Here is a 25,934-nt window from a genome sequence, read left to right on the forward strand (position 1 = left end):
GTGGCCAAATACAGAAAGATCCTGGTTGCGATAGACGGATCATTGTCGAGCATGCATGCGCTGAGGGAATCTTTTAAATTTGCGGAGGCGGAAAAATGCTGGATGACCGTGGTATCGGTCATCCCTCCATACCTCGGGGACCTGGATACGACCAGTGTCGGTAATGTTATAGCCTCCATGCGCAAGCCGTGTGAAGATGCCCTTGCAGAAGCTGCGCGTCTTGCAGAAGAAGCGAAGATCATGGTCAGAACGACCTGCGAAGAAGGAGAAATGCACGAGCGGATCGTAGACCTGTCCGACGCGGAAAATTACGATCTTATTGTCATGGGCAGGAGAGGTCATCACAATCTTGAGAGGGCCCTTGTCGGGAGCGTTACGGCAAGGGTCATCGGGTACAGCAACAAGGACGTTCTTGTTGTTCCCAAGGATGCAACGGTCGGCTGGCAAAAGATCCTGATCGCAACGGACGGCTCAAAATTCAGTGAAGCTGCTACGGAAAAAGCTATCGACTTTGCCGTATCCTATGGAGGAGAGCTGATCATCCTTTCTGTGGTGGATGTGCCGGCCGAATTCTACGGCGAGTCGCCTGAGGCCTGGGACAATCTCGTTGTCAAGGCCCGGACTTACCTGGATAAGGCAAAACAGAAGGCAGAAGCATCAGGGATCAGGGTGCAGGCCTTCATCAGAGAAACAGAGACTTGGCAGGCTATCATAGATATGGCTGCTGAAACGAAGGCAGATACCATCATCATGGGTTCCCACGGACGGACCGGACTGAAAAGACTGCTCATGGGCAGCGTCACAGAAAAGGTGATCGGTCACGCCCCCTGCCCCGTGCTGGTGGTTAAGGGATAGTGGAATAGGTCAAGGTTGAGGCTGGGGTTAAGGCAAAGAGCGGGAGCCTCCCCCGTTCATGCGGGATGAGCTGCAGCTGACTGCTTCGGAAACGTAATACTGAAGACAGTGCCCTTCGGCGATGACTCTGCGCTGATAGCCCCTCCATGGGAAGAGATGATCTTATGCACGATCGCAAGACCGAGACCGGTGCCGCGCTCCTTGGTGGTGTAAAAGGGAAGAAATATCTTGTCCCTGATATTGTCCGGGATTCCGTGGCCCGTGTCCCTTATGGTCAACTGTATGTCCTCATTATCCTGTGCAGAGGAGATCATGATGGCGCCGCCTTCAGGCATAGCCTCAACAGCATTCTGAAGCAGATTCGAGATCGCCTGACGAATAAAGACCTCATCAGCCTTCATCGCGAGACCTGCGGGCGTGTCCATCGTTATCCTGATCTTCTTCTCTCTCTCCTCAATTGTTTCGACACAGCTTTTTATCACCGCAACCAGATCCATGCGGCCGAAAACAGGGGCCGCAGGCCGCGCAAAGGTGAGAAAGTCGGCGATGATCCGGTCCATGACTATGACTTCATTGTTAATGGCAATTACGGCAGGCTTCAGTGCATCGTCGACTTTTTTTGACAGGATCCTGGTATAGCCTGAAATAACAGCCATGGGGTTTCTCAGCTCGTGCGCAATGCCTGCCGACATCTCCCCAAGCGTCGAAAGGCGGTCTCTCAATTCCTTCTGAGACTGGAAAGCCTTGAGCTCTGTCAAATCGGTAAATACGAGGAGATGGCCGATGACCGCCTGCGAACTGTCCTTCAACGGCGAAAGCGCAAGACCGATCCAGAGCCTCTTGCCGTTGCTGCAGGTATATGCAGTTTCAGCTCGCAGAACCACTTTCCTGTCCTCTATCATCTCTCTGATCGGGCTGCGGAAGATCCGGCCGCATGGCTTTCCGATCGCGTCTTCTTCCCTGATCTCAAGTATTGCAACGGCAGCCGCGTTGACTCTCGTTACCGTAAGGTTCCGGTCAAAGCTTACAACCCCGCTTGGCACGGATTGTATGATATTTTCGTTGTACAGTTCGACAGAAGTTGCCCGCTCCTCTGCCCTGCTCCTGAGCGCCTCGAGCTCGCGTTCCTTCTCCTTCAGTTTGGACATGAGGTCATGGAACGTATCGACCACAAACGTTACCTGGGTTCTTTCGCGTGTCTCCTGCTCATCCCGCTTTTTCTGGTACGCGATAATCTGTCTCATTACAAAAAAAGCGATAAGAATGACTATGCCGGCAACGGATGAGATAAGGGCTATCTGGATATGCTGGATGTTCATGCTACAACATCACGCTTCTTTTCATGCTCATCTCCGGTACAGATACCAGATAATGATCTCCTGGCCGAAAAAGAGCGTGACCATTGCACCGAGCGCGAGGAACGGGCCAAAGGGTATCTGACTGCCCTTTTCCCTGCCGCGAAGAAGCATCATAAAAATGCCGATGACCGATCCGAAGAGACTGCCGAAGAAGGTTGTAAGGATGACACCCTTCCATCCCAAAAAACCTCCGATCATAGCCATCAATTTGATGTCTCCGCCGCCCATGGCCTCTTTTTTCAGGATCTTTTCTCCTGCAACTGCAATGAAATAATAGAAGAAGAACCCTGATGCAGCGCCGATGAAGGACGCCTGCCAACCCAGCGCGCCTGCCCTCATAAACGGGTCCGGCAGTATGAGCGAGCCCGCAAGAAGTCCAAGAGGTATGCCCGGAAGGGATATCCGGTCCGGAATGATCTGAAAATCAAGGTCAATGAAGGTTATGACGAGCAGCGCTGAACAAAAGAGCGCGTAGATCAGGAACGGCCAGTCCGGGCCGAACCGCCAGAGAAGAAAAATATACAAAAGAGCGTTCAGCGCCTCAACAAGGGGATACCGCAGCGATATGGGAGCCTTGCAGGTCCGGCACTTGCCGCCAAGCAGCAGAAAGCTCAGAATAGGAATATTATCCCATGGTCTGATAGGGTTGCTGCAGGACGTACAGCGTGAAGAAGGCCATACGATCGAACAATCGCGTGGCATCCGATAGATGCATACGTTCAGAAACGATCCGATAAGAGAACCGAATATAAAAACAATGCCGTACAGTATCACCTATTCCGAAACCCTGCCTATCTCTGCGACCCTGGTCTTCAGGTCCTCAATGGTCTTTTCAAGCTTGCTGATCTCAGCAACTGCCTCTGCTATGACCGAATCCCTCAGGATATTCTTGTCGTGATGGTCCTTCAGTGCCAGAACGCGTTCGCCGATCTTTTTCAAGAGTTCCTCACGGGTCTTGGCCATACGGTCAGATTCATAGAGGAGCCTGAATATGGCAATCTCGATCTTCAGCCGTTCGGCAAACACAGTCGAGAACCAGCGCACCCGTTCCAGACCTTTTCTGAAATCGTCTATTATTTTCTTCACGTTCCCGCCTCCGCTACCCGGTCTTGAAGAGGTCAACTCTTCCTTTCCAGAATACATCAAGATGCTCTTTTAGAAAAGGTAATTCTTTAAGTTCGGCATCTTTTTCGATGATGCTGAAAGCCTCTTTCTTTGCCGCCTCCAGTACCGCTGCATCCCGGATAATGTTTGCGTTGCGCAGATCCGGCAGACCGGCCTGGCGCGTGCCGAGGAACTCTCCGGGCCCCCGGATATCGAGGTCCTCTTCTGCGATCCTGAAGCCGTCATTGGTCCTGACCATGATATCCAGCCTGCGCCTTGCATCCTCACCAACAGGCTGATACGCGATCAGGATGCAGCAGGAACTGTCAGCGCCTCTTCCTACCCTCCCCCGCAGCTGGTGCAGCTGGCTGAGGCCGAAGCGCTCGGCATGAACGATCAGCATGACCGAGGCGTTCGGGACATCGACCCCCACCTCGATAACCGTTGTGCTTACAAGAAGGTCGATCTCCTTTTTTTTGAAAAGGCTCATAACCTCTGCACGCTCTGCGGTCTTCATCCGTCCGTGAACAAGCCCGACCCGGAACTCGGGGAATTTCCGGGCAAATGCCTCCCTGCCCTGCAGTGCTGTTTTCAGTTTCATCTTCTCGGACTCTTCTATGGCAGGGTACACGACATAGGCCTGCCTTGCCCTGCCCAGTTCGTCCCTGAGCACTGCGTAGATCTCATCCTTTTTTGTCGATTCTATCCACGTTGTCTGTACCGGCCTTCTGTTTGGCGGCAGTTCATCGATCACCGAGCAGTCAAGATCGCCATACAGCGTGAGCGCAAGAGATCTCGGAATGGGCGTTGCAGTCATCACCAGCACATCCGGATTCATGCCCTTCTTTCTGAGCACTGCCCTCTGCATAACACCGAACTTGTGCTGCTCGTCAATCACAGCGAGGCCGAGCTTCCTGAACGATACCTTCTCCTGAATGAGCGCATGGGTACCGATAATAATGTCAGGAGAAGAAGAACCCTCAGCCTTAACACCATCTTTCCGGGCGCCCCCGGTCATCAGCTGTACGGTCAGGCCTAGCTGTTCGATCATCCCGTGGATATTGATGTAATGCTGCTCTGCAAGGATGCCGGTAGGAGCCATCAGCGCTGCCTGATACCCTGATTCAACAGCATCGAGCATGGCTGCAAGCGCTACAATGGTCTTTCCGCAGCCGACATCCCCCTGGATAAGACGGTTCATCGGACGGGGCTGCTGCATGTCCTTTCTGATCTCCTCCATAACGCGCTTCTGCGCTGCAGTGAGTTCAAACGGGAACTGCTCAAGAAGAGCCTTCCTGAGTATTCCCTTTGGCCTGAAGCGTATCCCCTTTTCCCTGCCGGCCGTCTCCCTGAGCACGGCAAGACCGAGTCCAAAGAAAAAGAACTCATCAAATATCATGCGACGGTGATAATTCGTCCTGCCCCGGTTAAGGTCTGTGAGATGATCAGCGTTCCGCGGAAAATGCAGTTCCCGGACAGTCTCCTGAAGCGCCGGCAGATCATTTCTGGCGAGGATGTCAGGAGGAAGGGGATCACGCAGGGCTGCAGCGTGCGCTCCGATGATCGAGAACATGATCTTCCGGAACTGCTTCTGGCTGATACCTTCTGTAAGGCTGTAGAACGGCACAACCCTTCCGGTATGGATCAGGGCGTCGGCATCGTCCGGCAGCGTCTCATACTCCGGTCCTTCCATTACTAACGGCGGCATATCCCGGGTGTTCTGTTTTACCAGCCCGCTCACGACAAGAGACTGCCCCATCTTAAAGGTCCTTTTCAGATAAGGCTGATTAAACCACGTGAGCTTCAGATAGCCGGCAGTGTCCGTGATAATCGCTTCGAGGATATTGAGCTTTTGGCCTTTGGCCTTGAGAGAGACGATAGTCCCTGAAACCGTTTCTCTGCTGCCGGGCTGGAGATGCGTAATAGGCTTGAACGCTGAACGGTCTTCGTAGCGAAAAGGGAGATAATGGAAGGCGTCCGTGATGGTTCTGATACCGAGGCTTGCAAGAAGCCGGGCCTTGTGGGGCCCGACCCCTTTTACGAATTGTGTGGAGAGGCCTGTGCTGTCAGGCATCTACAGACGGCATCTCTTTTTTCTGGGACTCCTTTTTCATGGAATCCTCAAGCGCCTTGTCTGTCTCTTCCAACCGTATCTTTGAATATTCCGTGTCGCTTATGATATCAATGTCCCAGCCGGTCAGCTTCATGGCAAGCCTCACGTTCTGGCCTTTCTTGCCGATCGCAAGCGAGAGCTGCTGGTCGTTCACCACCACCATGGCGGTCTTATCATCCTCGTTCACGCCGATCTTCTCGACGCTGGCCGGGCTGAGTGCACGGGCAATGAGCGTCCTCGGTTCATCTGTCCAGGGAATGATGTCAATGCGCTCGCCCCTGAGTTCACGGACAATGGCCTGCACCCGTGTTCCCTTCATGCCGACGCATGAACCGACAGGGTCGACAGCAGTGTCTTTTGATGTAACCGCGATCTTTGTGCGTTCTCCCGGCTCGCGAACAATGCTCTTTATAATGACAAGGCCTTCGGTGATCTCAGGCACTTCCATCCTGAACAGCTCGCCGACAAATTGGGGCGATGTCCTGCTGATAATGATCTCAGGACCCTTCGACGAGACCTTGACCTCTTCAACGATCGCCTTGACAACATCACCGCGCTTCAGGTTCTCTGTCGGCAGCGTATCCTTTATTGCAAGGTAAGCTTCTGTCTTGCCGAGATTGATAAAATAAGCGCCCTTTTCCTTTCGCATGACAGAGCCGCTCACGATCTGGCCGGTCCGGTCCTTGAACTCGCTGAAGATGACATCGCGCTCTGCTTCACGCACCCTCTGGAATATGACCTGCTTCGCGGTCTGGGCAGCTATCCTGCCGAGGTCGTGGAGATCAAGAGGAAAATCAACCGTATCACCTTCCTTCTTCTCCGGATCGATGGCCTGGGCATCCTTGACAGAGATCTCCTGATCAGGATCAGCCACTGCTGCGACGACCTGCTTCGTCTCATACACGCTGATATCGCACTTTTTTCTGTCAATGGTCAGATGAATATTCATCCTGCCGCCATATTTCTTTCTCATGGCAGAAAGCAGCGCTGATTCGAGCGCCTCGACCATGATCTCCTTCGAGATGCCCTTTTCCCTGCTTATCTGTTCAATTACGTGACACAGTTCTTTTGTCATTTCAGTTCTATCTCCAATCTTGCCCGAGAGATGGTATCAAAGGGTATGAGCAGGTCCTGCCCGTCCCCGGTTATCAGGGTTATCACATCGCCCTGGACATCCATGATCCTGCCGATGACCACATTCTGGCCGCCAGCAGTCTTTTCCTTCATTACAACCTTTGCCAACCTTCCCCTTGACTGCTCATAATGTTTCAACTTCTTCAGCTGCCGGTCAAGCCCCGGGGAAGAGACCTCCAGCACAAAGGCAGTCGGTATAGGGTCCTCTACATCGATGAGCGCTGAAAGAGACCTGCTGAATTTCGCGCATTCATCCAGAGAGACCCCCTCTTCCTTGTCAAGATAGACCCGAACAAACGGATTCCTCGCATTGCCCACGATCTCGACGTCATAGACCCGGACCCCATGCTGTTGAGCAATGGATTCTGCCAACACCGCTATCTTTTCCTGTATTTCTTCCATAGAAAACAAAAGAGCGGGAAAGCCCACTCTTCTTTAAATACTTCGCCAGACTGAAAAATAATAAGTAGTTGATTATAGCAACGGTGCATACAAAAATGCAACGACTTTACCCATTCAGATGATCCACCCGGCCGAAAGACCTTTTTTATATAAGTTACTTGATAAATATAAGATGGCTATTTGTCAAAATAATATTGCGATAATCGGGACAAAATAGAATAATAACAGGTGAATACCTTGAAAAATCTAAAGAAGAACATAAGGCATGAAGATCATGTCGACTGACAAAAACTCTCATAAGGATCATACAGAGTTCATAAGTCTTGACCTCATCCCTGACCCTTTCATTATCCTGAGGCCTGACGGCACCATCGTTGATGCAAATCTGAGCTTTTTCACCCTCGTCGGTTCGGGCAAGGAAACGGTTATCAGCAGGAATTTCAATGAGATCGACCTGCTCAGAGAACTCTCAAGGAAGATTTCCCAATCCTTCGTCTCAGGATCAGAGGATTTTGAGAGGATCGCCTATCATACCAGGCATTTTGAAGTGCTGATCCTCCCGTTCAGGCATGCCGATGAACCCTATTTTATCAGGATCGTGCTCAAGGACATCACGAACTTCATCAGACTCGAAAAGGAGCTCCTGAAAAGGAACAAGGAGCTGATCATCATCAATACCCTTTCCAGTGCCTTCATTTCATCAGAGAATATGGATCTGGTCATGGAGGACCTGATCGAAAAGGTCCTGCTTATCACAGACTTTCATACCGGTTTTCTGATGATGACCGAAGACGAGCAGCTCAAGCTCAGGACAAGCAAGGGAATCTCGTCTGATCTGCAGAAATTCATTCTTGACGGAGGCATTGAATCCCTCTGCAGCGATGCGCTCAAGATACAGGAGCCGATGTATTTTATCGAGCGGTCGGTCATAGCGGAAATTCCGGTCCTCCGGGAGGAAGGCTTTGTTTTTATTGCTGCTATTCCGCTCCTGTCAAGCCAAAAGGTCATGGGACTGCTCTTCCTCGCCAGCAGGGTGAACCGGGAGATGGATTTTGATTTTGCAGCCCTTCTTTCACTGGTCGGCAACCATTTTTCCCATATCCTCGACAAGATCAAGCTCTTCCAGGAGACAAAGAGACTCTCGGTCACCGATGGTCTCACCGGACTCTTCAACAGCAGATATTTCTACCGATATCTCGATCTCGAGATATCAAGGACAAAGCGGTACGGCAGTTCGTTTTCGCTCATGCTTTTTGACATTGATAATTTCAAGAAACTGAACGACACATACGGTCACCAGGCAGGCGACGAGGTGCTTCAGGAACTTGCCAGGATCTTCAAGTCAGTTTCGAGAGAAACGGACATTGTGGTAAGGTATGGAGGCGAGGAGTTCGTGATCATACTGCCGAACACGGCAGAAGATGAGGCGATCGCCCTTGCCAACAGAATTCTGCTGACAGTGCAGGAGACAAAGATAAAGATCAATGCCACGGAAAGAGTGAGTATAACCATAAGCGGCGGTGTTGCATCGTTTCCTCAGAATGCATCCACCGCAAAAAACCTGCTCAATGCTGCTGACAGCGCCATGTACGCAGCAAAGACAGCGGGCAAAAATACCATCGTCTGTTATCAGGGGAAGATGCGTGAAAAAAAAATTTGACAGACCCAAAAGTCTCAAGCCCAATGCATTCCGGTACTGCCCCGGCTGCGGACACAGCCTCGTGCACAGGCTTATCGCAGAATGTATTGACACACTCGGCATCCAGGACAAGGTCGTCGGCATTGCACCGGTGGGCTGTGCCGTCTTTGCCTATGATTACTTTAATTTCGACATCCTTGAGGCTGCCCATGGCAGACCCCCTGCCGTGGCAACCGCGCTGAAAAGGGTCATGCCTGACAGGATCATCTTCTCCTATCAGGGAGACGGAGACCTTGCCGCAATCGGCACATCAGAGATCATCCATGCAGCCAACAGGGGTGAGAACTTTACGGTATTCTTCATTAATAACGCTACATACGGCATGACCGGCGGACAGATGGCTCCGACAACGATCACCGGGCAGAGAACAACCACCACTCCCCGGGGCAGGGATGTGCAGACCACCGGGTATCCGCTCAAGGTGTCGGAACTCCTTTCGGCCATTGAGGGCGTGTCGTTCATCCAGCGTGTTGCGGTGGATTCCTATAAGAACCTCGTAACAGCAAGAAAGGCCATAGAAAAGGCCTTCAGATACCAGATCGAAGGCAGGGGGTTCAGCCTTATCGAGATCCTATCACCCTGTCCTACTGATTGGGGGATGAGCCCCAGGGCTGCCGCAGAATGGCTCAGAACAGACCTCTCCCAAACCTACCCTCTCGGGCTGGTCAAGGATAAATACGCGGGAACCAACTGACTTGGAAAAGAAGATCATCATCGCGGGCTCCGGCGGCCAGGGCATATTGTTTCTCGGCAGAATGCTCATGTCAGCTGCCATGCTCGAAGGAAGGGATGTTACCTGGTTCCCCTCTTACGGAGCTGAAATGCGTGGAGGCACGGCAAACTGCACCGTGATCATTGCTGACGAAATGATCGGCTCCCCTGTTGTCATAACGCCGGATATTCTTGTTGTGATGAACAGGGCATCACTCGATCGCTTCCTGCCGAGCCTCAAAAAGAACGGCCTGCTTCTGTACGATTCCTCGCTTATTCCGGGGAAGATAGCAAGGAAGGACGTGGCAGCCGTCCCTATTCCCTCGACCAAAATTGCAGGCGACCTGGACAATCAGAAATCAGCGAACATGGTGATGCTCGGCGCCTTCATCGCAAAAACCGCACTACTCAAGCCAAAGACGATATTCAGCATATTCGAGGACAATGCCGACCCGAAAAAAGCCGCGGCTTTTTCGGCAAATAGAGGGCTTGTCCAAAGGGGGATGGACTGCATTGAAAATACGTAAGGCTCATATCAGCGACATTAAGGAAATCCAGAAGCTCGTGAACGAATTCGCCCGCAAAGAGCAGATGATACCACGGTCGCTCAATGAACTGTATGAGAATCTCAGAGACTTTGTCGTTGCCGAGGAAAAGAAGGTCATCGTAGGCGTCAGCGCCCTGCATATACTCTGGGATGATCTTGCAGAGGTCCGTTCGCTCGCGGTGAAGAAAGAGTTACACAAAAAAGGCATCGGCAGAAAGATGGTTGAACAATGTTTAATTGAGGCAAAAGAACTCGGCGTCAAACGGGTCTTTGTGCTGACGTACCAGCCTGAGTTCTTCAAGAAATTGGGGTTCAAAGACACGGACAAGGCGGAGCTGCCGCAGAAGATCTGGGGCGACTGCATCCGCTGTCCCAAATTCCCTGAGTGCGACGAGCATGCCCTCATCAGGAATGTGTAGCCCCTCCGGCTGATCTGCTGACTGTATGCCCCTAGTAACAGATGCGTACAGACCACCTGAGCCTGACCCCCTGCTCAGGGATCACCTTTCTCTTTTTACTGATGATCTGAAGGATCTCCCCCTGCTCGATCTTGCCTGCGGCGATGGCCATAACGGCCTGTTCCTGGCATCAAGGGGTTTTTCAATAATTCTTGCTGATCGCTCAGAAGAGGCCCTGAAACAGGCAGGCGACAGAGCAGCATCTCTCGGTGTTAACGTTACACTCATACAGATCGATCTTGAACAGAGGATCAGTGATCCGTTTGAAAACGATACATTCAGCGCAGTTCTTGTCTTCCGCTATCTGCATCGGCCTCTCATCCCCTGTATCAGGAAAGTCCTCAGAAAAGGCGGCCTTCTCATATACGAGACGTTTACCACTGAACAGGCCAGGTTTGGTAAGCCGAAAAACCCGGAGCATCTGCTCAAGCCCGGAGAACTGCTGTCATGGTTTCAGGATTGGGAGATCATTCATTCCTTCGAAGGCATAAAGGAAAACCCGAAGAAAGCTGTCGCACAGCTCGTCTGCAGAAAACCGTAAGAATAGGAGAGTTGGTCAATGAAAAACTTCGATAATCGTATTTTCAGTATCTTTAAGAAACAAGAGGGAAAGCCGAAGTTATCGGGGTATTGCATGCAGAAAGCCTGCAATCCGTGTTATACCGATTCCCTCGAATTCTTTTAACCCAAGTAGATGCTTGTCGCCGGTGACGATAAGGTGCGCCGCGGCTTCCTTTGCACATTCAAGGATTCTGTTGTCTGGCTCATCCGCTAATATCTGAAGTTTCTTCTTAGGCCGGACAACCGTCGCGCTCCTGCTGATATGCTTTATGGCAGTGGTAATTTTTTCATCATCCCACAGGAATTTATCCCTCAGTTTTCCGGCAGTTTCCGTAAGGATGGCAACAGATGTGAACAACGCGACTCTTCCCTCAATAGCAAGCAGATATGCCTCTTCTGCCTTACTGCCCGGGGTTATGAAAGCTGGAATAAAGACATTGGTATCAAAAACCACCTTCAGCATCAGCATCAGCGATTGTCAAATATCATTTTTTCGATATCTTTCTCAGTAAACTTCAGGGCTTTCGCCTTTCTTGCACCATAACGCTGCAGGGCATAGAATTCGTCTTTCAGCTTCTCCTGCTTATAGGACAAAAGCATTTCCCTGAAAAGCTTACTCATCGTTTCACCTTTAGCCCTGGCTATCTCTTTACATTCCCGCGCGATATCGGGTGGCACGGATATGGTCATTACGACCCGCTGCCTATTCTCCATGATCACCTCCTGTATTACTTTGTATTACCATATCAGGTTCCTTTTATCGTTGTCAACGAACAACCGCAGCCCCGTTTCCTTCGAATCCTCCCATTTCTCATCCTTCCCTGAAGGACATTTTCAGCTCATAGACCCCGGCCTCGGCACGCTGCTCAACGAGAAACCCCATCTTTTCAAAGAGCTGGAGCATCGGCCGGTTGTCCATCAGCACTGCTGCAGTAAAGCCATGGAGGCCGTTCCGTTTTGCCAGAAGCGTGATGTAGGCAAGGAGCTCTGAGCCGATGCCCCTGCTCTGATGGTCATCGCGCACAACAAAGGCAACCTCAGCGGTATGGGTCTTCTCATCAATGAAATACTGCGCCATGCCAACGATCGATTCCCTGTTGTCCTGCTCTACTATGGCCAGAATGACCATCTCCCGCGTATAGTCGATCACCACAAACTTCTGGAGCTGTTCATGCGGCATGGAATTTCTTGTCGATATGAAGCGGTGGTACATGCAGTCGGATGAGAGATCATAGAAAAAATCCTTAAGGAGCTGTTCATCGGTCATCCGCACCGGCCGCATCAGCAAGACAAGACCGGTCTTTGTTGTCCTGTGAGCCTCAAGCTTCTCAGGATATACTCCGGCCGCGCCCGGGATGAAAGCCTGGTCCTTATAGATAAGATGGAGTTTCTTCGCCTCTTCGATCAGCCCGCTTCTGAATTTCGGATGGGCAATGGCTATGAGGTCCATGGCACGCTCCCTCGTGTTCTTGCCGTGAAGATAGGCTATGCCGTATTCGGTAACAACATAATGCAGATCACCCCGGGTCAGGGTAACTCCCGCTCCCTCCCTGAGAAACGGAACGATCCTCGATATGGAGTCAGCCTCGGCAGTTGACTGGATGGCAAGGATCGTTTTGCCACCCTCTGAGAGTATCGCACCTCTCATGAAATCAGCCTGTCCTCCGATGCCGCTGAAGAAATACTTGCCGAGGGACTCGGCCGTTGCCTGCCCGGTAAGGTCTATTTCGAGTGCACTGTTAATGGCTGTCACATTTCTGTTCCGTGCGATCGTGAGAGGATTGTTGGTATAGCTTACCGGCCTGAACTCAATGCTCGGATTGTCGTGGATGAACTCATAGGTCTCCTTTTTCCCCATGCAGAAAGCAGCAACGGTCTTATCCCTGTTCAGGTCCTTAAGGGAATTGTCTATGACCCCGCTTTTCATAAGCTCCATAATACCGTCCGTGAAGAGTTCGGTATGGACACCGATATGCTTCTTGTCCTTGAGATGCTCAAGGATCGCATTGGGGATACTGCCGTACCCCACCTGGATCGCGTCGCCGTCCTGAACTATCTGCGCGACAAACTTTCCGATCCTGCCGGCTATCTCGTCGGATACGACAGCCTCGAACTCAAGCAGCGGTTCATCATGCGGCACCAGGAAATCAATGTCCCTGATATGTACAAAGGTATCGCCATGTACGCGCGGCATCGCGGCATTCACCTGGGCAATAACGATTTCGGCATTGTCCACGGCAGATTTTACGATATCTACGCTTATGCCCAGACTCACATACCCGTGGGCATCCGGCAGCGAGGTCTGAATAAGGGCTACGTCGATAGGAACACGTTTTTCATTGAAAAGACGGGGGACAGCAGACAGGAATATGGGGGTATAGTCCGCAAGTCCCGCATTCACCGAATCCCGCGAAGTGCTGCCGATAAAGAACGAGTTGAACCTGAAATTGTCCCTGTACCGCTCTTCAGCGTAGGAGTGCACACCAAGGTTCCATATCTGAAGGAGCTCAGTGTCCACAAACGCCTTGGGGTGTGACTGAATATGTCTGATCATGGCCTGCACAAGATACTGGGGCTCTCCGCAGCCTGTGCCGATAAAGATCCTGTCACCAGGATGGATGCGACTGAAGATGCCGGCCTCAGACGCGAACTTTTCAGGATAGTCCTTCTGCAGTTTCTGCAGTATGGGATCATTGTGTTCAATGCTCATGGCTGTTGATCACCTCGATATACTCTCAGTATATCAGATGCCGGTTCCTTCATAAGGCAAATCCATTTAATGTATCAATTTGTCTGGAAACGGCACTAAACATCTGTTATAGTTTTACAACAATTATGCATTATTGGTCTGCTGCAGGAGGAAGGTTATGATAAGAGTTATGTTTCTCTGTACCGGCAACTCCTGCCGGTCACAGATGGCAGAAGGATTCGCAAGGGTCCTCGGAAAAGGGCTCATCGATGCACACAGCGCCGGGCTGACGCCGACCGATGTACATGAACGGGCCATTGCCGTGATGCGTGAGGTCGGGATTGATATCTCAGATCAGGAGTCCAAAGAGATCGATACGGACTTTCTCCTCTCGATGGACGTGATCATCACCCTCTGCGGCAATGCAGAAGCCTCCTGCCCCATGACACCGCCTCATATTAAGCGCATCCACTGGCCTATCGACGACCCTGCGGCGGCTGACGGAACAGAAGCTGAGATCATGGCAGCGTTTCGAAGGGCAAGAGATGAGATCAGGGTGAAGATCGAAGAGCTCATAGCCGTTCAGGTGAATTAATTTCCTTCTGTCAGGGTGTACCCTGCAGGATGAACAGAATCCGAAAGTAGCGGGGATATGCACCGGCACTTCTCTCGGACCGCTCCACCGAAAATATGCTTCCAAATCCTGCACAGTGCATTGTTACTGCCTTCCTGCACGATCCGGATCGTTTTTGGGATAATTTCCTTGTGTTTTGACTGAAATGGGATATGATTTCAGTAAGGGGGCATAGTGATCACATTTCGAATCGCGCATTTTTTTATTGAGGGGATTTATGGTCAGGCCGGACAGTTCGGCTCCTAAGCCTCAACTATCAGACCATTGGACACTTGATCTGAAAAGATCTTCGCAGCTTTTCCTTGCCATAGCCATCTGCTGGACGTTCATCATTGCAGGTCTTGCTTTATGGGAAACCCGGAAGGCCAGGGTCTTTGCAATGGAAATGGCGAGGATCGAAGCCATTTCCACCTTTCATAAGGACATTGCGTACCGCAGATGGGCAACCAAACATGGCGGCGTCTATGTCCCGCTCACGCCTGAAACCCAGCCAAATCCCTATCTGGCTCATATTCCGGAGAGAGATATCACAACGCAGTCCGGCAGGAAACTTACCTTAATGAATCCGGCATATATGACCCGCCAGGTCCACGAAATGTCAAAGGATCAATACGGCGTTCGCGGCCACATCACCAGCCTGAAGCCGCTGCGGCCCGAGAATGCCCCTGATGCATGGGAAGCAGCGGCATTGCTCAGATTCGAATCTGGCGCCAAGGAAGTGTCGTCGCTCGAATTGTTAGAAAACGATCTCTACATGCGTTTGATGATGCCGATGGTCACCGAGGCCGGCTGCCTGAAGTGCCACGGGCACCAGGGGTACAAGGTGGGCGATATCAGAGGAGGGATCAGCATTTCTGTGCCATTCAGGAAATATCAGGACATCACCCGCCTGTATCTGTCTGATGTGTACAGGGCATTTGCCGTTATCTGGATGATCGGCCTTGCGGGTCTTTGGCTTGGACAGAAGAAGATCCGGCATGCATTGCTTGTAAGAAAAAAAGCCGCGGACGACCTGATCGAGAGCGAGGAGCGGTTCCATACGGTCGCCGACTTCACCAGTGGCTGGGAATACTGGATCAATCCGCAGAATCAGGTAGTCTACATGTCCCCCTCATGCGAAAAGATCACCGGATATGCTCCTTCTGAATTCATTGCTGACGCTGACCTGCTGGACCGGATCGTTGCTTCAGATCATGCGGCAGTCTATGAACTGCACAAGCACGATCGTCTCGGCCAACGAGGGAGTGATGATCAGGAGGAAATGGAATTTTGCATTGTCACCCGAAAAGGTGACCGTCGCTGGATACATCATATCTGCCGGCCCATCTACAGCGCAAAAGGGGATTTTCGCGGAGTCCGCGTCAGCAACCGCGACATCACCGAGCGTAAAAACGCTGCGGACAGCATTAAGACCATGGTTAATGAGCAGAAGATCATACTCGACAACCTCGGCGTGGGGGTATTATTTCTGAAAGACAGAAAGATCCTATGGGCGAACAGGAGTCTCGCGAAGATCTTTGGGTATTCTGTCGATGAAGCGATCGGCAGGGATACCGAGATATTTTATCCTGACGGGAAAAGTTATATCGAAACAGGGGAAGCAGGATACGCGGCGCTCTCCCGCGGCGAGGTCTACACTGCTGATCTGCAGATGAAAAAGAAGAACGGAACCCTCATCTGGTGTAATATCATCGGCCAGGCGGTGAATGCCGTTGATCTGGAACAAGGTGCAATATGGCTCATTGAAGACATTACTGACCGTAAGCTTCTTGAAACTGAGCTCATAAAGGCGAGGAATCTCGAATCGCTCGGCATTCTTGCGGGCGGCATTGCCCATGATTTCAATAACCTCCTGCAGGGGCTCCTCGGAAACATAGACATGGCGAAGATCCATACTCCCGAGACAAGCAGGGCCTTCCCGTTCCTTAAAAATGCCGAGTTGGCATACCACGCTGCGGTCAGCCTGACCAATCAGCTCATCGCGTTTGCTGCCGGGGGCACCTCAGCCAGACGCACCATACAGCCCGCTGAGCTTATCAAAGAATCAGTTCTGATCCTTATGAGCGGATCGAATATCAGAACGGTGTTCGATCTCCCAGATGATCTCTTCAACCTTTATGTGGACACTTCCCAGCTTCGTCAGGCGATAGGGAATATCACCCTCAATGCTCAGGATGCCATGCCCTCAGGTGGTGTGCTTATTGTCAGCGCCTCAAATGAAATACTCAAGTCCCAGGACATACCCGGATTAAAACCCGGAACGTATATAAAGATCTCGATAAAAGATCAGGGCTGCGGCATTGCCTCTGAGCTTCTGCCCAAGATCTTCGATCCCTATTTTTCAACTAAGGAGAGGGGGGCACAGAGAGGCATGGGACTCGGTCTGACGGTAAGTGATGCAATTGTCAGAAAGCATAATGGCTTATTAAAGGTGGAGTCAGAGGTCGGCAAAGGCTCCACATTCCATATCTATCTGCCGGCTGCTGTCCCGACATCAGAGATGTCGACAATCCACAGGGATGCTGCTGATAAGGGTCTCAGGGTCCTGATCATGGATGATGAAGCTGCTGTATATAAGATCGCGGTAGATTACCTTACCTTTATCGGGTACCGCGCCGAAGTCGCAACAAACGGGGACGAGGCGATAAGGGCTTATGCAGCGGCGCAGGAAGCCGGAGACCCTTATGCTGTCGTGATCCTCGATCTTTCGATACCAGAGGGTATGGGCGGGCAGGAAGCATTTGTTCGGCTCAGGGAACTCGATCCGAAGGTGAAAGCGATCGTATCAAGCGGCTATGCCAATGACCCCATTATGGGGGATTATTCTTTATACGGTTACCAAGGCGCCCTCGCAAAACCGTATCGTCTTGAAACGCTGAAGCAGATGCTCGAAAGGATACTGAGTAACCCGTGAACAATATCTGGTCAGGAAGACTGCAGCACGTTCTTGACCGTCTCGGCAAGCGAAAGCACGGTGTACGGTTTGGCGACAATACCTTTGAACCCAAATTTCTGATATTCTGCCATGACCGGATCGTTGGAATACCCGCTGGAAACAATTGCCTTGACGTGAGGGTCAATCTCCAGAAGTCTCTTCATTAATTCGCTGCCGCCCATACCCCCCGGAACCGTAAGATCCATGATAACAAGATCAAAGGGCTGTCCTCCCGAAGCTGCGCGCCGATAGGCAAATAATGCTTCTGCACCGTCCCGGGCAAATTCGACCTCATAACCGAAGGTCTTCAGGATCTCGCCTGCAATATTCCGCACCGTCTCCTCGTCGTCCATGATCAGGATCCTTCCTGAACCTTCGTGTGCAAAGACCGGCTCAGGCGCGACCTTCTGCCCCGCTTCTTTTGCCGAGGCCGGAAGATAGATATGAAATGTGGAGCCTGTACCGAGCTCTGATTCCACCGTGATATGGCCGTCATGCTTCCTGACGATCGAATAGACCGTTGCAAGTCCAAGCCCGCTGCCCTTCTGCTTGGTGGTGAAATAGGGATCGAAGATCCTGGTCAGATACTCGCCTGAGATGCCGATGCCCTGATCCTTCACGGATATCTTTACATATCTGCCCGGCGTAAGCACCGGCACGTCGCAGGCGTTCTGAAGATCGAGATTTTCACAATATACGCTGATCGTACCGCCGTCAGGCATGGCGTGGGAAGCGTTGATAACAAGGTTGTGAAACACCTGGCTCATCTGACCGGCGTCGACATCCACATGCCAGAGCCCTTCGGAGACCACAAGGTCAAAGGCGATATTCGACCCCCGGAGCGCAAAGCCGGCAGAGTCTTTTATGATACCGGCAATGGATGACGTCTCCTTGATCGGAGCCCCTCCTTTTGCAAAGGTCAGCAGCTGCAGCGTAAGATCCCGGGCGCGCTCGGAAGCTTTTTCCGCCTCATGCAGCATATCCTTTGCCCTGCCTGCAGCAGGCATATGCATCATTGCAAGACTTATGTTGCCCATGATAGCGGTAAGCAGATTGTTGAAGTCATGGGCAATGCCGCCGGCAAGGAGGCCGAGCGATTCAAGCTTCTGCGTCTGGGTCTCCAACTGCTCGATCTCATCCTCAGCCTGTTGCCGGTCGATGATCTTCCAGACAGAGTCCATGAGAAGCGTTGTCTGGAGAACATCGCCTTCATCATAGTCGGTCTTCTTGTTTGCAAGACCGACAACGGCAATAATGCGCTTACCGCTATACAGCGGGACGGTCATAAAGTTCGAAAGATGGGAATGTCCCTCAGGATATCCTTTTTTCAGAGGATGCGGGGCCTGAAAATCATTCAGGATTATAGGCCTACCCTGTCTGACCGCCTCGCCCCAGATACCGGTCTTTTCGAGCTGATATATCGTTTCGGGCTGCGTGATAAGGCACTCCTTCATCACCTCTTTGGACCAGCTGTTCAGGATAAACTCTTTCTTCTGTTCAGAATAATGATAGATATACCCGATGGCACTTCCGGTGAGCTGTATGGCCTTTTCAAGTGCGTAGTCGAGAAGGTTCTGCATATTCTCTGCCCTGTATTGAGACAACTCCCAGAGGATGGCGAGGCGGGCCTCATTCATCCTGATCTTTTCCTCGTCTCTCTTCCTCTCAGTAATATCCGTAAAGATCGTGGCAAAACCGTTCTTCTCCAGGGGCGCAACCGATATGTCGAAATGCTTGTTCATCGGCGGGAAATAGGTCTCGAACCGTGACGGGATGCCGCTTTCCGCAACACGCGAAAATTCAGCAAGATAAGGCGCAGTATCGGTCCCATAGGCTGCTGTTGCCAATTTCCCTTTCACCTGCTCCTCATGCATGCCGAGAATCGTTTCATACTGCGGGTTCACGGCAAGGATTTCGTAATCTGCCACAGCACCCTGTCCATCATAGACAAGACGGTGCAGGGCCACCCCCTCTGACATGCCTGAAAAGAGCGACCGGTAGCGACTCTCGCTTTCGCGCAGCGCCTGTTCGCTTGCCATGAGCTGCTGGTTTGCAGCTCTCAACTGCTGCTCACCGGCAAGCAGCTGCTGATTCGATGACCTCATCTGCTGTTCGCCTGCGAGCAATTGCTGATTGGACGCCCGAAGCTGCTGCTCTGTGGCATTAAGCTGCTGGTTCGTTGCATGCAGCTGCCGGTTCTGTTCAGCGATCCTCGCAAGAAGCGCTGACCGGCTCCGGTTATGCCGAAAATACATTATACCGGCGCCGCCCGACAGCAGAAGACAGCCAAGCAAAAGACCTATCTGCGTTTTCCTGAAGATCGCGGATCCGTCCGCCTGCACCTTCAGGAATCGCATCTCTATGTCGTGGATAAACGCCATCAGATCGTCAAATACAAGGTCATATTCCTGATCTATCTGAGAACCGACACTTGATATGCCTTTTGTTGTCAGTCTTTTTTTGGTTATCTCCCTGCAATGAGATATCTTTTCCGCAGCCTGAGTCAGCATGGCCCTCAGTTTCGCGTCACGAACGGGTATAAGTTCCCCCTCGTATCCAGCCCCTCCCTTGAGCATGGCATCCACATACCACTGAGCACGGTCATAATGGCCCCAGACATCACCTTCACTGACGTTCGGATCGGCCATAATAACCTCTTCTGACCAGAGATGGGCCAGGGCGATCTCTGTCCTCATCTCATGCACAGCAGCCATCTGGGGTGAAACAACCTTCATAGCGTGGTTGCCAAGATATGCTGAAAAACCGATAGTTCCGATAAACAGGAGTGCGACTAATATAATGGTAAAAGGAAACAGGCGAGGGATCGGCAGTGGGTCATGATGCTCGTCTGAAAAAGAAACCGTATTGCTCACGATACGCTCGTTACCTCTGGACCGTGCATTACGATCAGCACAGTCTCTTAACGTTCTTCATACAGGGACTCAGGTGTTCAGGCGCTCTGACCTGAAGAGCACGCTGAACGGTCCTCCACCTACTGAATATAGAACAGTGCCTGCGGCAATATCAAGCCTCACAGACCGTCTCTGCATACCCCCAAGGGATTCAGCTGAAACAGTCAGTCCGAGGCGACTGAGCACCCCGGTAACTGCCTCGATATTCATACTGCATATATTGTCCTCAGGTCGCTGAAGCACATTGCCTGCGCCGGCAAGACAGACAGTCAGATCTTCTTTATGAGCGCCCTTCCGCAGCATCTGACCGAAAAGTTCCGTGACCGCATCGTCAGCATATCTGAATCGGTCGGCATGGTCTGGCCGCCTGCACTTCCCCGGCAACATCACATGGGCAATGCCGCCGACCCTGACAACCGGATCATGCATGATCACCGCAATGCAGGAGCCGATCGCGCTGACAACCAATACCGTGCCGGCGCTCTCGGTCCTGACCTCACCAGTCAATACCTCTCTGACACGTTCACTATTCCTTATATATGGCTGCAATGGTTTCCCCCTGTTCAATCTTACTTTCTCCTGAGGGAGAAAATCCATGATCAAATCATTGGCGCTGCCGGAAGAACCTACGCGCCGGAACCGTTTTCCGGATCATCCGGGAGTGAGCAATGCCTGTCTGCGACATTGACAAAACCTCAGGCCATTATTTAAGATTTTTCTTCATCCTACGGAGGTAACAATTGCATTTCCAGGATCTCATACTCACACTTCATCAGTTCTGGGCAAAAAAGGGCTGTGCGCTGCTTCAGCCCTATGATATCGAGGTCGGCGCAGGGACCTTCCACCCGGCGACCTTTCTGAAGGTGCTCGGGCCTGAACCCTGGAAGACCGCCTTCGTGGAACCATCGCGCAGACCGACTGATGGAAGATACGGCGAGAACCCCAACAGGCTCCAGCACTATTACCAGTATCAGGTGATCATCAAGCCGTCACCGGAAGACTGCCAGGGACTTTACCTTGAAAGTCTTGAAGCAATCGGCGTTGATCCGACAAAGCACGACATCAGGTTCGTCGAGGATGACTGGGAATCTCCGACGCTCGGCGCCTGGGGCCTCGGCTGGGAAGTCTGGCTCGACGGCATGGAAGTGACGCAATTTACCTATTTTCAGCAGGTAGGCGGCATTGATCTCAGGCCCGTCTCGCTCGAGATCACCTATGGTCTTGAAAGAATAGCCATGTATCTCCAGGGCGTTGACAACGTCTATCAGCTCAAATGGAATAAAGACCTCCTGTACGGTGACATCCACCATATCACCGAGGTCGAAGGCTCCAAATATAATTTTGACCATTCCAATGCTGAACTGCTTGCGCGCCATTTTGAAGACTGCGAGAAGGAGTCGATCAGATTAAACGGCCTCGGCCTCGTGATCCCGTCCTATGAGTTCTGCCTCAAGTGTTCTCATCTTTTCAATCTTCTTGACGCACGCGGCGCCATCTCGGTGACCGAGCGGACGAAATACATAGCGCGGGTCCGAAATCTTGCAAAGCTCTCTGCAGAGGCGTACAGCCGCCAGAGAGAAGAGATGGGGCATCCGCTGCTGAGGAACGGGAAATGAGCGAAATGAACAGCAGCCAGAACAGTGCATCAATTTTGCTCGAAATAGGGACAGAGGAAATCCCGTCACGTTTTCTCCCCCAGGCAATCGGGGATCTCTCCGCAATAGCGGCAAAGACCTTTGAGGAATATCGCATCGAGTATGCTGAAATAACGGTCTATGCTACGCCGCGAAGACTTTCTCTGATCGTCAATGGCGCTGCGCCATCACAGAAAGATAATATAAAAGAAGTATTTGGACCTGCAAAAAATGCAGCCTTTGACAGCGAGGGCAATCCGACCAAAGCTGCGACAGGATTTGCATCATCCCTCGGTCTTGCAGTCTCTGACCTCAGGCTTAAACAGAAAGGCAAAGGGAAAGGGGAATATGTCGTTGCTGTGGTCGAGGAAAAAGGCATTGCTGCAAAAACCGTTCTCCCTGAACTTCTGAAAAAAATCATACTGTCCCTGCACTTCCCCAAGTCCATGCGCTGGGGCAACGGCTCCATGACGTTTGTCAGACCCATAGCATGGATCCTTGCAATTTCAGGGGCTGAGAAGATCGAGTTTGATATCGACGGCCTGAAGAGCAGCAACCAGACAAGGGGCCACCGGTTCCTTTCTCCCGCTTCGTTCCAGATAAAGGACATCTCTGCATACCGCCATTTCCTCGAAACGAATTTTGTGCTCCTTGATCAGAACAAGCGGCGCGACACGATTGTCAAGTCCATGGCTCAGCTCATCCAGAACTCGGGTCTGCAGGTCATCATCGATGAAGGGCTCATTGAAACCGTGAACTATCTTGTCGAATACCCGGTGCCGGTGCTCTGCAGTTTTGACAAGGAATATCTCAGGCTCCCCAAAGAACTGCTCATCACGGTCATGAAAGACCACCAGAAATATTTTGCATTGCAGGATGCCGGCGGCTATCTGGCAAACAATTTCATCGTCATCAGCAACACCAAGGCAGAAAATGCCGATACCGTGAGAATAGGCGCCCAGCGGGTCATCAAGGCGCGTTTTGACGATGCTAAGTTCTACTACAGCGAAGACTCGGCCAGGCCTCTTGCCGACCGTATCGAAAACCTCAGAGACGTCACCTTTCATGCACGGCTCGGCACTCTCCTTGAGAAGACAGAGCGGATTGCTTTGATCGCAGGGTTCCTCGCAGACAGACTCTGCCCGGATATGAAAGACAAAGCTGTCAGGGCAGCCCGCCTCTGCAAGACCGATCTCATCACCGGCGTTGTCAGAGAATTCCCCGAGCTCCAGGGCATTATGGGGAAATATTATGCTCATCACGACAGAGAGGAAAGGGATGTGGCCGACGCGCTTGAAGAACAATATATGCCGAAAAGCTTCGGCGACAGGATCCCCCAGACAGAGGTTGGCGCAATGCTGAGTCTTGCCGACAAAATCGACAACATTGCTTCGTTCTTTTCCATTGGCCTTATCCCCACCGGATCTGAAGACCCCTTTGCCCTGAGACGCCAGGCAATGGGCATCGTCTCGATTTTTCTTGAAAGAGGATACAGCCTTGGCATGCAGGAGGTGTTTGGCCATGCGCTGAAGAACCTGCAGAAAGTCACGGCCCCTGAGCAGGTGATGGAAAACATCACGAACTTCATGAGCCAGAGAACAGAGTTCATCCTCTCATCAGCAGGCCACGATCAGGAGATCATCAGATCCGTGCTTCAGCTCTCGTTTGTACAGCCCCTTTCCGGCGTCACGTCAAGGATCGTTGCTCTTGCCGCTGCAAAAAAAGAGGCTGCGTTCGCCGACTTTCTCCTGGCGATCAAAAGGGTGAACAATATCGTACCCAAGACCCCGCTTCCGGCTGCAGAGCCTTCCCTCTTCCAGCAGGATGAGGAGAAGAACCTGAGCGCAAGCCATGCTTCCCTGAAAACAGCTCTCGCACCCTGTCTTGAAGCGGGTGATTTCCCTGCGGCTCTCAAGGCGATACTGCCGATAACGCCGGCGATAAACGGTTTTTTTGACAAGGTTCTGGTCATGGACAAACGGGAAGAGATCAAGACAAACAGGCTTTCCCTGCTCAGGGAGATATGGGAAAGTGTAGCACCAATTGCGGATTTTTCAAGGTTTCAGTCGTAATTTCCACAAAATATTGACATTTCTATCTGTTTTTTATTATTTTATCTAACTCACATTTTTTCAGAAAGAAAGGTAAGAAGTAACCATGAAGACCCAGTTTGCAAAAAAAGGTGATGTCGAGCGCAAGTGGTATGTCGTTGATGCCAAGGATGCTGTTCTCGGCAGACTCGCCACAAAGATCGCTGTCCAGCTCAGAGGCAAGAACAAGCCTGTGTTCACACCCAACGTCGACACAGGAGATTTCATTATTGTCGTCAATGCCGACAAGGTCAGACTGACCGGCAACAAAGTGACCGACAAGGTCTATTACCATCACAGCGGATATGTCGGCGGCATCAAGGCCGAAACAGCCAAAGAGATGTTCGAAAAACACCCTGAGCGGATCATAGAGAAGGCTGTCTGGGGCATGCTGCCGAAAAACACCCTCGGCAAACAGATGCTGAAGAAGCTGAAAGTTTACAGGGGAGCTGAACACCCGCACAAGGCTCAGGCCCCGGAAATATTGCAGTAGAGGAGAAACAATGGCAGAGATAAAATATAACAGCACAGGAAGAAGAAAGAACGCCGTTGCACGGGTCATCATCGCACCGGGCACAGGCAAGATCACGGTCAATAACAAGTCACTTGACGATTACTTCCATAGAGAGACTCTCCGCATGATCATAAAGCAGCCGATCGAGCTCGTAGGGGTTACCGGCAAGCATGACATATCCGTCAAAGTTGCAGGCGGCGGTCTTACCGGTCAGGCAGGTGCCATCAGGCACGGCATCTCAAGGGCCCTGTTACGGGTCGATGCCGATATGAGGGGCAAGCTCAAGAAGGAAGGGTTCCTTACCAGGGATCCGAGGGAAAAGGAAAGAAAGAAATACGGTCTCGCAGGGGCAAGAAAGCGCTTCCAGTTCTCAAAGAGATAGTTTTCTTTTTCACTGCACCACCAAAAGGCCCCGCGTTTTCGGGGCCTTTTCTTTTGCCTGAAATTTTAGTGCAGCGTGAGGTATGATAAAAATTATGAAAAAATCTGATATACATAAACTGAAGGTCGGGATATGCGGTGCAAGCGGTTACACGGGCATTGAACTGCTCAGGATCCTTGCGCTCCATCCTCATGTCGAGGTAACTGCGGTCACGTCTGAAAAGTCTGCAGGCAAAAAACTGCAGGAGGTATTCCCCTCCCTCTCTGCTTACCCTAATCATACGTTCGAGCCGATGGACAGGGAACACCTTCTGCATAAGGCAGATCTCTTCTTCCTGGCGCTTCCTCACGGCGCTTCGCAGGAGGCTGTGCATTATTTTTTCAGTAAGGGGAAGAAGGTAATAGACCTTTCGGCAGATTACCGGATCCATGATGCAGACATCTATGCAGCGTGGTATGGCCTTCTGCATAACTACAAGGATACGCTCAAGAAGGCTGTGTATGGGCTTCCCGAGATCTACCGGAAAAAGATACAAAAAGCACGGCTCATCGCAAATCCGGGATGCTACCCGACCAGCGCGATCCTTGGACTGATGCCTGCCCTGAAGCAGGGGATCATTGACCCTGCAACGATCACCATTGACTCAAAATCAGGCACGAGCGGTGCAGGCAGAAAGGCTGATCTTGGAGTCTCTTTTTGCGAGGTGAACGAAGGGTTCAAGGCATATGGCATTGCAACGCACCGGCACACGCCTGAGATCGAACAGGAAATATCGGCTCTTGCCGGCAAAAAGGTGATGGCCAATTTCACACCGCATCTTCTTCCTGTTGACCGGGGTATCCTCTCTACGATCTATGCCAGACTGACAAAAAAGATCGATACAGCGGCCGTGCTGGGCCTCTACCGCAAGGCATACGCAAGGGAACCGTTTGTGCGGGTCCTTTCCGGGGAGATGCTGCCTAACATAAAACATGTCCGGGGGACGAACACGTGCGAGATCGGCGTCAGGACCAATGCACGGACGAACACGCTCATTATCGTGTCTGCCATTGACAATCTGGTCAAAGGCGCTTCAGGACAGGCTGTGCATAACATGAACCTCATGATGGGATTTGATGAGACTGAAGGCATATCCCAGCTTGCCCTTTTCCCTTAAAGAGGGAGAACCCTATGCAGTTCTCTCCGTCTCTGTTCAGCCCTGT

General features: G+C 51.6%; 23 protein-coding genes and 1 pseudogene. 13 read left to right on the plus strand and 11 right to left on the minus strand.

Features of this window, described 5'->3' with window-relative positions; genetic code table 11:
* The gene (locus tag HZB62_06425) at positions 1-855 is read left to right on the plus strand and encodes a universal stress protein (protein ID MBI5074787.1); all 855 of its coding nucleotides are present in this window, start codon (positions 1-3) and stop codon (positions 853-855) included.
* A 56-nt stretch (positions 856-911) separates the two neighbouring features.
* Here HZB62_06425 and HZB62_06430 read toward each other — a convergent pair whose 3' ends face one another.
* From HZB62_06430 to HZB62_06455, 6 genes and pseudogenes are all read right to left on the minus strand, one after another.
* Positions 912-2,174 carry a PAS domain-containing protein gene (locus HZB62_06430; GenBank protein MBI5074788.1) on the minus strand — a complete coding sequence of 421 codons (1,263 nt, stop codon included), beginning with the start codon at positions 2,172-2,174 and terminating at the stop codon, positions 912-914.
* A gap of 27 nt (positions 2,175-2,201) precedes the next feature.
* Positions 2,202-2,966 (minus strand): annotated as a pseudogene (locus HZB62_06435) (prepilin peptidase).
* A gap of 21 nt (positions 2,967-2,987) precedes the next feature.
* Positions 2,988-3,299, minus strand: a complete 312-nt coding sequence (locus HZB62_06440) for a hypothetical protein (GenBank protein MBI5074789.1) — start codon at positions 3,297-3,299, stop codon at positions 2,988-2,990.
* Positions 3,300-3,312: 13 nt separating this feature from the next.
* Positions 3,313-5,391: an ATP-dependent DNA helicase RecG gene (recG, locus tag HZB62_06445; GenBank protein MBI5074790.1), complete on the minus strand. Its 2,079-nt coding sequence runs from the start codon at positions 5,389-5,391 to the stop codon at positions 3,313-3,315.
* Positions 5,384-6,505 (minus strand): transcription termination/antitermination protein NusA, encoded by a 1,122-nt coding sequence (gene nusA / locus HZB62_06450; GenBank protein ID MBI5074791.1) that lies wholly within the window; start codon positions 6,503-6,505, stop codon positions 5,384-5,386. The genes recG and nusA overlap by 8 nt, the downstream gene beginning before the upstream one ends.
* Entirely contained in the window at positions 6,502-6,966 is a 465-nt protein-coding gene (locus tag HZB62_06455) for a ribosome maturation factor RimP (GenBank protein MBI5074792.1), read from the minus strand. The genes nusA and HZB62_06455 overlap by 4 nt, the downstream gene beginning before the upstream one ends.
* Positions 6,967-7,231: 265 nt before the next feature.
* On the opposite strand from HZB62_06455, the gene HZB62_06460 reads away from it, so the two are divergent.
* Genes HZB62_06460 through HZB62_06480 form a run of 5 tightly spaced genes read left to right on the plus strand, consistent with a single transcriptional unit; the run spans position 7,232 to position 10,922 of the window.
* The gene (locus tag HZB62_06460; GenBank protein MBI5074793.1) at positions 7,232-8,626 is read left to right on the plus strand and encodes a diguanylate cyclase; all 1,395 of its coding nucleotides are present in this window, start codon (positions 7,232-7,234) and stop codon (positions 8,624-8,626) included.
* Positions 8,535-9,359, plus strand: a complete 825-nt coding sequence (locus HZB62_06465; GenBank protein MBI5074794.1) for a 2-oxoglutarate oxidoreductase — start codon at positions 8,535-8,537, stop codon at positions 9,357-9,359. Before HZB62_06460 ends, HZB62_06465 begins: the two co-directional genes overlap by 92 nt.
* Before the next feature lies 1 nt (position 9,360).
* Positions 9,361-9,903 carry a 2-oxoacid:acceptor oxidoreductase family protein gene (locus tag HZB62_06470; protein MBI5074795.1) on the plus strand — a complete coding sequence of 181 codons (543 nt, stop codon included), beginning with the start codon at positions 9,361-9,363 and terminating at the stop codon, positions 9,901-9,903.
* On the plus strand, positions 9,821-10,342 hold the full coding sequence (locus tag HZB62_06475) for an N-acetyltransferase (GenBank protein MBI5074796.1): 522 nt from the start codon (positions 9,821-9,823) through the stop codon (positions 10,340-10,342). The genes HZB62_06470 and HZB62_06475 overlap by 83 nt, the downstream gene beginning before the upstream one ends.
* A 25-nt stretch (positions 10,343-10,367) precedes the next feature.
* Positions 10,368-10,922: a class I SAM-dependent methyltransferase gene (locus HZB62_06480; GenBank protein ID MBI5074797.1), complete on the plus strand. Its 555-nt coding sequence runs from the start codon at positions 10,368-10,370 to the stop codon at positions 10,920-10,922.
* A gap of 78 nt (positions 10,923-11,000) precedes the next feature.
* Here HZB62_06480 and HZB62_06485 read toward each other — a convergent pair whose 3' ends face one another.
* The 3 genes from HZB62_06485 to HZB62_06495 form a co-directional block, all read right to left on the minus strand.
* Entirely contained in the window at positions 11,001-11,402 is a 402-nt protein-coding gene (locus HZB62_06485) for a putative toxin-antitoxin system toxin component, PIN family (GenBank protein MBI5074798.1), read from the minus strand.
* An 8-nt stretch (positions 11,403-11,410) separates the two neighbouring features.
* Positions 11,411-11,656, minus strand: a complete 246-nt coding sequence (locus tag HZB62_06490) for a ribbon-helix-helix protein, CopG family (protein MBI5074799.1) — start codon at positions 11,654-11,656, stop codon at positions 11,411-11,413.
* Between the two features lie 97 nt (positions 11,657-11,753).
* Complete coding sequence (locus tag HZB62_06495) at positions 11,754-13,652, minus strand: GNAT family N-acetyltransferase (GenBank protein MBI5074800.1); 1,899 nt, start codon at positions 13,650-13,652, stop codon at positions 11,754-11,756.
* 157 nt (positions 13,653-13,809) lie between these two features.
* On the opposite strand from HZB62_06495, the gene HZB62_06500 reads away from it, so the two are divergent.
* Entirely contained in the window at positions 13,810-14,226 is a 417-nt protein-coding gene (locus tag HZB62_06500; protein ID MBI5074801.1) for an arsenate reductase ArsC, read from the plus strand.
* Between the two features lie 256 nt (positions 14,227-14,482).
* On the plus strand, positions 14,483-17,179 hold the full coding sequence (locus tag HZB62_06505) for a PAS domain S-box protein (protein ID MBI5074802.1): 2,697 nt from the start codon (positions 14,483-14,485) through the stop codon (positions 17,177-17,179).
* Between the two features lie 11 nt (positions 17,180-17,190).
* Here the strand turns inward: HZB62_06505 and HZB62_06510 are convergent, their stop codons facing one another.
* Both HZB62_06510 and HZB62_06515 read right to left on the minus strand, forming a co-directional pair.
* Positions 17,191-20,073 (minus strand): GAF domain-containing protein, encoded by a 2,883-nt coding sequence (locus tag HZB62_06510; protein ID MBI5074803.1) that lies wholly within the window; start codon positions 20,071-20,073, stop codon positions 17,191-17,193.
* A 69-nt stretch (positions 20,074-20,142) separates the two neighbouring features.
* Positions 20,143-20,661, minus strand: coding sequence for a chemotaxis protein CheD (locus HZB62_06515; GenBank protein MBI5074804.1), 519 nt, complete (start codon positions 20,659-20,661; stop codon positions 20,143-20,145).
* A gap of 191 nt (positions 20,662-20,852) precedes the next feature.
* Here HZB62_06515 and HZB62_06520 point away from each other — a divergent pair, with 191 nt between their 5' ends.
* The 5 genes from HZB62_06520 (at position 20,853) to HZB62_06540 (ending at position 25,888) form a co-directional block, all read left to right on the plus strand.
* Positions 20,853-21,728 carry a glycine--tRNA ligase subunit alpha gene (locus tag HZB62_06520; GenBank protein ID MBI5074805.1) on the plus strand — a complete coding sequence of 292 codons (876 nt, stop codon included), beginning with the start codon at positions 20,853-20,855 and terminating at the stop codon, positions 21,726-21,728.
* Positions 21,725-23,818: a glycine--tRNA ligase subunit beta gene (locus HZB62_06525; protein MBI5074806.1), complete on the plus strand. Its 2,094-nt coding sequence runs from the start codon at positions 21,725-21,727 to the stop codon at positions 23,816-23,818. The genes HZB62_06520 and HZB62_06525 overlap by 4 nt, the downstream gene beginning before the upstream one ends.
* Before the next feature lie 85 nt (positions 23,819-23,903).
* Positions 23,904-24,329, plus strand: coding sequence for a 50S ribosomal protein L13 (gene rplM / locus HZB62_06530; protein ID MBI5074807.1), 426 nt, complete (start codon positions 23,904-23,906; stop codon positions 24,327-24,329).
* Between the two features lie 10 nt (positions 24,330-24,339).
* Positions 24,340-24,732, plus strand: a complete 393-nt coding sequence (gene rpsI, locus HZB62_06535) for a 30S ribosomal protein S9 (protein ID MBI5074808.1) — start codon at positions 24,340-24,342, stop codon at positions 24,730-24,732.
* 94 nt (positions 24,733-24,826) lie between these two features.
* Positions 24,827-25,888 carry an N-acetyl-gamma-glutamyl-phosphate reductase gene (locus tag HZB62_06540; GenBank protein ID MBI5074809.1) on the plus strand — a complete coding sequence of 354 codons (1,062 nt, stop codon included), beginning with the start codon at positions 24,827-24,829 and terminating at the stop codon, positions 25,886-25,888.
* Positions 25,889-25,934: the final 46 nt, after the last annotated feature.

It is taken from the genome of Nitrospirota bacterium (assembly GCA_016214855.1).
GTDB lineage: Bacteria > Nitrospirota > Thermodesulfovibrionia > Thermodesulfovibrionales > UBA6898 > UBA6898.